The sequence below is a fragment of the Coprobacter sp. genome, assembly GCF_982436375.1.
Window position 1 is genome coordinate 1 of the sequence record NZ_CEWDCG010000126.1, and the last position, 9,203, is coordinate 9,203.

General features: G+C 31.7%; 8 protein-coding genes. All 8 read right to left on the reverse strand.

The annotated features are described in order from the left end of the window. Positions 1-63: 63 nt before the first annotated feature. The 8 genes from AC1WHX_RS08035 to AC1WHX_RS08070 are packed head-to-tail and all read right to left on the reverse strand — an operon-like array spanning position 64 to position 9,000. Positions 64-1,269, reverse strand: coding sequence for a glycosyltransferase family 4 protein (locus AC1WHX_RS08035; protein ID WP_122338192.1), 1,206 nt, complete (start codon positions 1,267-1,269; stop codon positions 64-66). Positions 1,270-1,329: 60 nt separating this feature from the next. Next, positions 1,330-2,091 (reverse strand): glycosyltransferase family 2 protein, encoded by a 762-nt coding sequence (locus AC1WHX_RS08040; protein WP_022389559.1) that lies wholly within the window; start codon positions 2,089-2,091, stop codon positions 1,330-1,332. Next, positions 2,057-2,680, reverse strand: a complete 624-nt coding sequence (locus tag AC1WHX_RS08045; RefSeq protein ID WP_481229118.1) for a glycosyltransferase — start codon at positions 2,678-2,680, stop codon at positions 2,057-2,059. Before AC1WHX_RS08045 ends, AC1WHX_RS08040 begins: the two co-directional genes overlap by 35 nt. 55 nt (positions 2,681-2,735) lie before the next feature. Next, the gene (locus AC1WHX_RS08050) at positions 2,736-3,260 is read right to left on the reverse strand and encodes a hypothetical protein (RefSeq protein WP_481229120.1); all 525 of its coding nucleotides are present in this window, start codon (positions 3,258-3,260) and stop codon (positions 2,736-2,738) included. Positions 3,261-3,270: 10 nt separating this feature from the next. Further along, positions 3,271-4,521, reverse strand: a complete 1,251-nt coding sequence (locus tag AC1WHX_RS08055; protein WP_122338191.1) for a hypothetical protein — start codon at positions 4,519-4,521, stop codon at positions 3,271-3,273. Next, positions 4,509-5,876, reverse strand: a complete 1,368-nt coding sequence (locus AC1WHX_RS08060) for a lipopolysaccharide biosynthesis protein (protein WP_022389560.1) — start codon at positions 5,874-5,876, stop codon at positions 4,509-4,511. Before AC1WHX_RS08060 ends, AC1WHX_RS08055 begins: the two co-directional genes overlap by 13 nt. Continuing rightward, positions 5,854-8,178: a GumC family protein gene (locus AC1WHX_RS08065; protein ID WP_481229122.1), complete on the reverse strand. Its 2,325-nt coding sequence runs from the start codon at positions 8,176-8,178 to the stop codon at positions 5,854-5,856. The genes AC1WHX_RS08060 and AC1WHX_RS08065 overlap by 23 nt, the downstream gene beginning before the upstream one ends. A gap of 18 nt (positions 8,179-8,196) precedes the next feature. Then, positions 8,197-9,000, reverse strand: a complete 804-nt coding sequence (locus tag AC1WHX_RS08070) for a polysaccharide biosynthesis/export family protein (protein ID WP_302545099.1) — start codon at positions 8,998-9,000, stop codon at positions 8,197-8,199. Between the last annotated feature and the right edge of the window lie 203 nt (positions 9,001-9,203).

A 9,203-nucleotide genomic window follows, 5' to 3' on the forward strand; every position in this document is an offset into this window, starting at 1 on the left:
GCCATCATCTTCATATGCCATCTTATTTTTTAGGGACATTTACTGAATATCCCTAGGAGGAAATTATTTTTTTTTGAGATTATTTTGGTATAACTCTATAATATTATTTATATACTTTTCTTCCGAGAATTTCCGAATAAAATTATATGCATTGTTACACATTTGATAATAAGTGCAATCGTCTATATTTATGGCAGTTTGTATCGTCTGGTAAAGTGATTCGGTATTGCCGTAATTAAATAAATATCCGGTTATACCATTTTCGACAATTTCAGGAAGTCCTCCGATATTAGATGCAATAACAGGTTTGCTTAGCGCCATGGCTTCTGCCGCACTTAGTCCAAATGTTTCATACCATTCGGAAGGAACAATTATAAAAGATGATTCGGAAATTGTTTTTTTCAGATCTTTTCCTGATTTGAAGCCGAGAAGTTCGACATTGTGTGGAATATCATTTAGTACGAGGCCTCCATTTCCCGCTATTTTTATTTGGATATCGGGAAGTCGTTTGGCTGTTTGTATTAATGTTTTTATTCCTTTTTCTTCAGATAAACGTCCGAAATAAAGTATATAATTTCCCCGATGTGGATTATATGCAGCTTTAATTTCTATCGGATTGTAGATAACCTGATGGTTATATTTTTTAAATTCAGGATTTAATTTGGCATAAAGTTGGAAAGATGCTTGGCTGACAAAAATAAAGGTATCGATATAATGGTTAACTGGATAGAATATTTTTCTGAAATACATTTCTGCCATGAAAAGAAAGCTCTCCAAATAACCGGATTTTCCGCATTTGTTTATAAAGCAGTTATAGTATCTTCCATTTTGGCATTTTGTACATATTTGTAGTTTTCCGTTTAATAAAGCTGATGCTGGACAAACGAGCCGGTAATCGTGGGCAGTGATAACGACGGGAATATTGTATTTTTTTAATATCGGTAAAATTGAGACAGAAAAACTACTGAACATTAAATGAATGTGTGCAATATCTGGCTTTTCTTTCAATATGGCTTCTTCGATTTTTTTTGAGGCTTCTTTATTAAAGAAAAACGATTTTATATTTTGTATTTTATGCTTGAGTGGGATCTCCCTGAATTCGGGATAGTCTATAAAATAAGGGTTCTCACCAGAGAAATTTTTTTTGTTTTTAGTTGATACTGGTATAACCTCATGACCTTTTGATTTTAATAATGAAATTGTTTTGAAAAAAACAGTTTCTGCACCACCTCTTAAGTAAAAATATTTATTGATTAGCAATACTTTCATGGTGATTTTTTTTATAATTTATATAATGTTTTTGTATCCTGAATGCTTTGATTAAAGTTTTTACCTTTTGTTATAATGGTTTATAATGTGACTTATTTTCATATAAATACGTCGAATTAATATATAAGGTTTTAATCGATAAAGATAATAAAAATATTTATTTATATGAAATCCGTATTTAGTATTGAAGTTCTTTTTTTGCAGAAGAATGTTTTTATGCATTGATGCTTGTGAGCTTATGCCTTGAGTATTATATTTTACTAATGTTTCAGGGACAATTGTATAAGACTTTTTATTTAAACAGATTGCTTTTATCAGTAATCCCCAATCAGCAATGATTTTAAACTCTTCATCGTATTTTCCTTGCTCTATAAATACACTACGTTTTATTATGGTTGCTTGATGACATATTCCTTCGTAGAGATCGAATTTATTGAGCCGTTTGGGGGGGGTTGATTTTATGCGTATATGCTTATTATTCATAATGACGCTTGTAAATATGAAGTCAGTTGTCGCATTATTCATAAAATCAAAAGAACAACCGTCCGTAAAAATGTCCCCTGAATTAAGAAAGAATATATATTCTCCGGAAGCAAAATCGACCGCTTTATTCATTGCATTGTATATACCTTTATCTGGCTCTGATATCCAGAATGTGATACTCGATGCGTATTTACGAATGATATCGATACTGTTATCAGTGGAAGCACCGTCTATGACAATATACTCGAAGTTTGAATATTTCAGTGAAATAACGCTTTTGATAGTTTGTTCTAATCCTATTGCGTTATTTCTGTTGATTGTTATGATTGATAACTTCATTGATAATCGTTTTGTAAGCGTTGATCGTTTGTTTTTTTATAATTATCTTATCATGTCTTTTCTCTGCCGTTAAAATTTCATTTCGTGATAATTTTAATGCAAAATCTTTATCGTTCCATATTTTTAAGATGGCAGATACGATTTCATAAGGGTCATTAGGAGAGACTAATATACCTGCATCATTTGATAATATTGAGCTTGTTCCTCCAACATTAGTTGCAATGGTCGGTGTCCCAATATATTGTGCTTCACATATACTATTGGCACTGTTCTCTATATGTGAAGGGTGTAAATATAGGGTCGCATTTTGTAATTCTTTTATTATATCTTGCGCGGATAAGATTCCTAAAAATTTTACACATTCTTTGTGTTTATGCAGTTTCTTATATAACTTCACAGATTCCGACTTATCGGATATTCCTCCAATTCTCCATTCTATCTTTTGTTTGGATAGTTTTTTTAAAACGTTTATGGTTTTGAATATGACATCAAGACCTTTATATGAAGAATCGGAAATGGTAGATAGGATTGTTATTTTATTATTTACAGGGTTATTCCATTTTTTTGCAATATAAAACGGTTCTCTCAATATTTCGTTTATATAAAAATATTTGCAATTCGGAGCAATGAGTTTAATACTTTCTTTATCCCAATCTGTTCTTCCAAATGCGTATTGTTTTTATGGGGACTTTTAATGAGTTGAGATATAAATTCCATAAATTTGTTCCATTAGGAAGAAATGAATAATTATATATTGACACGATCCCTTGCAGATGAAGGACAATAGGAAATTTACAATATTTTAAAAGTCTGATTCCACACCATTCACTTCCGAATAAATGAACTATATCCGGCTGGACTGTGTTTAAGATACTCATAAAATTGTCAATATCTTTGAGGCATTCCTTTTTGCCTAAATATCGGGGAATTATATTAAAAGGTTTGAAATTATACGTTAGTCCGTCCCTTACCGGATAGTAATTTACATTATTGATTTGTTTAGGTTTGTCGGGATATCGGGTATGATATGCAACAAATAATTTGATACTAGAATCAGAAGAGAATAAATTTATATATGAATCTATCCATCCTCTTCCATTATAGTCGTGATCTTGTTCTATAATTTTTGGAGCTGTTGCAGAAAGAACGAGTATCTTTAGTGAATCCATCAGTGTTGATTTATAAAGCGAAATACTTGGTAATTTGTTCTTCAGAGAAATTTCTGATATTTTTATTTATGCATATAGCAGAGCATATCCATACTAATAGATACCGAAAGTCAAGAGCTGGCATTCCCCATGGGAACATATCTATTAACCAAAGTAAAATAACAAATCCAGCAATTTTGCAAAATTTATTTTTAGATTTGAATAATCCTAAGTATATTGCCGATATGAATATGTTTAATAATAATATTAAGTTTACTACTCCTCCCTTTAATATGACTTGTAAATAACCGCATTCGATCAGAAATCGATCGTCTTTGTCTTCGACAGAATCGAACTCTTGCCCATCGATACCCGGAGCATAATAAGTTCCGTCAATGCCTTTCCCGATTATCCAGTCTTTTTGAGACATGTCTTCTATAAATGATATAAATAGCTCTTCTCGATTATTGACAGATATCCGGTCATATATTTTTTGAAATATTCCAAGATCCCCTGAAGAAAAAAAAGCATATAAGGCAAAACAACTGATGCAAAGAAACAATATCCCGATCATCTTTTCTTGGATATGGTGTTTCAATTTAGAGATTGATAATATTAACGTTCCCAAAATAAAGAAGTTTCCATAAGTCAACATTAGGTTACGTCTTGCCATGATGGTTGGAATCAAAACAGACAATGCCGTAATAATTCCGGCATACAATATGTTTTTATTTCGTAAATAAGGTGATATTAAATATAAAAATGCCGGGGTGGTTCCTAATACCCATACAAATTGTTCAGTGAAAGATTGGTTTTTGAATAAAGGAACTATAAAAAGAATACCAAATATGAAAAAAAACGGAATGCATATAAGTCCCCATCGAATGAAATAATGTACCAACTTGTCTGTCGGGAAAAATACGATGAGAGGTACAAATAAATGAAAGAAAAAATAGGGTTGGAAATAGGTCATCAGAGACTCTGAAGTGATCGAAAAATTATGTAATATGGTATATATATGCCATAGCAGCAATGCATACATCGAATATTGGATATATGTGCTGTAATGGTTTCTTCTGAAAGAGATGCTTTTATAGGCAGCGATTATCAAGATAAAAAATCCCAGATATTGTAACGGTTGTCTTATTATATCGGTTTCTTCTCCTATACGCCGCAATAGGTAACCTATGCAATATAGTGCTAAGCCCGTTAAGAAAAGAATAATATATCTTTCTTCTTTTTTTTCGGTGTAAACAGTTGTGGTATTTGTCATTTTATCCATATCCCTTTTTTATGTTTAATAATGACTTGTCTATACTGAATCGGTGCGATAATGAATCCATAGAAATTGGAGATGATCGATGCTATGAGGACCGCGCTAGCTCCTAAAGATGTGTTTTGTACTAATAGTGTGGCTGTTATTATAAAAAGAAGCGGGGATATAAGGCTGACATAGAGTTGTATTGTTATTGCTCCGATACCATTTAGCAATGTCACGAATGGATGAGAGAAAACACATATGATATTGTATAACATCGCCCAAAACGAGAGGGTAGTTGATATATCGATACGTTCTTTTAGCCATACATAGTAGAGTTGTCCGGAACAAACATACATGATGATTCCTGTTATGGTTAATAGTAAGACGCATTTGATATATTGTTTTATTTTATTTCTTAGCCACATGAAATCTTGTCTTGTATATGCATCGGTTGCAGCAGACCAAAAAGGCAATAATAAAATTGTAATTGCCATCGTGAGAACCCCGAAATATTTATATGCAATATTGAAATCCGTGACTTCGTTCATCCCGAGATTTCGAGCAATGATGAAGCTGGACATTTGGTATTGAATGATTGTTGCAATTTGAATGATAAAAAATTTACTTCCAGTGTTAAATAAAGGTTTTATATGTTTTATTTTTATATATTTTATGGATGGACTTAATTTTTTATATTTTCCTCGATATAAAAAGATCGAAAACAAAATAGTGACTATAAGTGGTGTCATGCATAAACAGATACATAAAAGCAATAGAGAACCTTTAGTGACCAAGGTTAATGAATAGATGACTATTAAGGCTACAACTTGACCTGAAACATCAATTAAAGATGCCATTGCAGCTCTTTGGTCGGCAAATAAAACGATATTGATGATTTTTAGCACAAATGACAGGCAAAAATAAGAAAAAATTATAATAAAAGCCTGTGATATATTAGGGGCATTTGTGGTAGAAACTTTTAATATTTCTACCCAATTGAGATATGGCATTGTAAGTGTGATGATGAGCCATAATATAAAAAATATGCCAAACAATAAAGCGTATGATGTACTGATATAAGTTTTGGCGAGTTTATATTTTTGTAAAGAAATCGCTTCTGTTAACTTATTTCTTAATCCATTCGTAAGTCCTAAGTCGAAAAAACTTATCCAAGTGACCATTGAACTGAGAGTAAGCCAAATACCGTAATTTTCGGCATTAACAAAATCGATGGTGATAGGTACAATTATAAAACTCGTGACGACACTTAAAATCTTTAACAGACAAGTGTATAAAGTATTTTTTTTGTACTGTAGGTCAATATTGGGTTTAAATAATATTGACGGATGACGTTTATTGGGCATTTTTATTTCCATAACCGTATCCGTAACCTTGTTTCGCGTTTGTTGCGTTGATGACAAATGACATCTTTTTCAATCGATTGTTTTGTACAAGGGTATTTGCATACCTGATGTTATCCTTGGTCGTATAGTTGGCTCTGCAAACGTATATTGTCATGTCGGAAATGTATGCAAAATTGAATGTGTCAGAGATTAATCCGACAGGTGCTGTGTCCAAGATTATATAATCGTATGTTTGTTTGAGTTCGTCAATAAGGCCTTTTAGCTTTTCACTTGACAATAATTCTGCCGGATTAGGAGGAATAGGCCCTGCTAAAATTATATCCATATTGTCGTGCAAAACTTTGGGGACAATAATTTCTGGTATTGTTATCGTATTTGTTGCTAAATAATTTGTTAAACCATATTTATTTTGTAACTTCAAATAGTCTCCTAAGCGAGGGTTCCTTATATCCATACCGATAAGAATTACCTTTTTCCTAGATAAGGCTAATGTCTTGGCAAAATTGCTGCTGATGAAAGATTTGCCTTCGCCACTAGTACTGGAAGTAACTAAAATAACCTTCTCGTCTTTTCCATTTAATATGAATTGAATATTGCTTCTCAATAATCTGAAAAGTTCTGAAATAGGAGATGTGCTTCCATCCTTGACTACAATATTTTCATTTGTGTCGTTTGTGCATATTTCTCCTAAAATAGGAATATCGGTTAATGCTTCAAGTTCAGAACGTGTTCCGAATTTTGTTTTAAAGATATTTCTTAAGTATAGATAAACTATAGGGAGTAGTAATCCTATAAGGATACTGAACGAAAGTAACATTAAACGTGTCGCTCCTACTGGCTTATTTATATTATATGCTTTATCTACAATTTGCCCTTTAGGGGTTGCTACGGCTAAAGTAATTGCGTTTTCTTCTTTCTTCTGTAAAAGAAATAAATATAGCTCTTCTTTTATGAGTTGTTGTCTTTTTATATTTATAAATTCTCTTTCTTGGGTAGGCATGTTTTTTATTCTGGAGATAAAAGTTTTTTCTTGAGCGTGTAAATCTTTTAATGCAATTTCTATCCCCGATTTCATATTTGAAATTGTGTTTTGCACATTTTCCCTATTGGCATCGATCTGCTGTTCGATCAGTTTTATGGTAGGACTATTGGGTTTGGCTGTCTGAAGTAACTTTAATCGTTTAAGAATTAATTCATTATAACTTTGTATGGCTTCAATTGATGATTTGTCAGAAAGCCCACTGTTGAATGGCATTAAAGAATATTTGTTCTGAGGGTCGGACATAAACTTTTCGATTAGCGAAACTATCTGACGTTGAGTTTCTGTTTCAACTAATTTTTCTTTAAATATTCCGTTTTGTTCCAAAATGATTTTAGCTTCAGCTTCGATGTTCGTCAGGTTGTTACTCCTTTTATATAATTCGAATTTCTTTTCTATTTCAGATAATTCCGTAATAATAGAGTCTATACGGATATTTAAAAAATGGGCTGTTTGTGAAGCTTCCAAGTTTTTTGTTTGAATGCCGTTATCATTGTATGTTGTAATAATTGTATTCAGAAGATCTTTCCCCCTCTGTATGTTATTTTCAAGAATGCCTAAGCGTATTAAATTTGCTTTTTTTGTAGCGATATACATATCTATATTTTTAGATATGTTTTCAGCTGCATCATCATACCCGCTTAAATAGATAGTTTGATTTAATTTTTTCCCGGATTTAAAGAAACATGTCGAGTCAAATGAGAAAATTCCGTATGGAGTGGATAATATTGCCGGAAATTTATTTGATTCGACTTCTCCAATAAATTTTCTGCCTTTACGGGCAGTAATATCAATTTTGCCTTGTTTTGATATGTGTACTTTAAATCGTAAAGATGCCGATAAAGTGTCTTCGATAGATGAGGGGACAATCAATTTTATCGGAGATTGGTTATATACATCTTTTTTACGGATAAAGTCTTTATTAATAATATATGTTTGATTTAATTTAAGTTTTTCGACGGTTTCTCGCAATGTCGAGTGTGATGATATTACATGAATTTCATCATCTACTTCACCACCACCACCGACAAGTCCTCCGAAAGAGAAATTTTTAAGTAAGGATGATTGTAGTCCTCCTGAAGATTTCCCATCTTCTGATTGTATTAATATACTTGCATTAACTTGATAGATAGGGGTTTTTATTTTTAAATAAATAAAGCAAAGCCCCAGGCAACCTATAATTGATATAACAAAGAGATACCAATGTTTGATATAAGAATGAATTAAAGCTAAAATATTTGTTATGTTGTTATTATTTTGGCTTATACTATTCATGACTACTGTAATTTTTATTTATTTGAATATTGCGATAAACAAAGCTGCAATTGTAGATACAGCACTGATGATAGTTGATGTGATTGTTATATTAAACTGTTTGTCAGATCCGTATTTTGCCGCAGCTTTTTTAGCTTTGTTGGGTTCTACATATATGACATCATTTTTTTGTAAATAGTAATATGGGGATGAAAAGATTGCTGGATCAGTTAAGTCGAATCGATGAAACTCCTTTTTCCCATTATTTTCTCTGATTAATAATATATTTTCTCTTTTTCCGTATATAGATAAGTCTCCGGCCATACCTATTGCATCTAAAATTGATATGCGGTCTCCTGATATACTGATGGTACCGGGTCTGTTTATTTCTCCCAATATAACAATTTTAAAGTTGAGAATATCGACAGTGACCAAAGGTTCTTTTACATAATTTTCTATTTTGTTTTTGATAAGAGATTCTAATTGTTTTCGAGTTAATCCTGCGACATGCAATTGCCCGAGTTGAGGATAGTTTATATTTCCATTTTTATCGACAAGATATGTTTGCAGTTTAGGGGTTGCTGTAATGTCAGTTTGACCTGTATATAAATAACTGACAGCAGGAAGATTAAATATTGCGACTGCATTGGGATCTTCTGCCGATACATAGATGGATAATATGTCGTCAGGGATAATTTTAGATTCGTAGTTTAATAAAGTATCAATTGCTATACCTTGATTGTATTTATTTTCTAAGTCTTGAAAATAAGCAATATCTGATTGTGTTTTACAAGAGAAAAAGGCGACGGAAATAAGGAATAAGTAAAGTATATTTGTTTTCATTAAAAATAATTTTTGCAGATAAACATAATTCAATGGGACAAATATAGCCTTTTTATCGTATGTTCCCAATAAAATTAGCTCACTTAATTATGTAACGGTTCTTTCTGTTTTTTATTGTTGTTGTAGAATAAAAATTTTTGTAAAATGTAGCGTGTTTTATATCTGCTTTATTACCAAATATTTATTTTGATATAAAATTATCT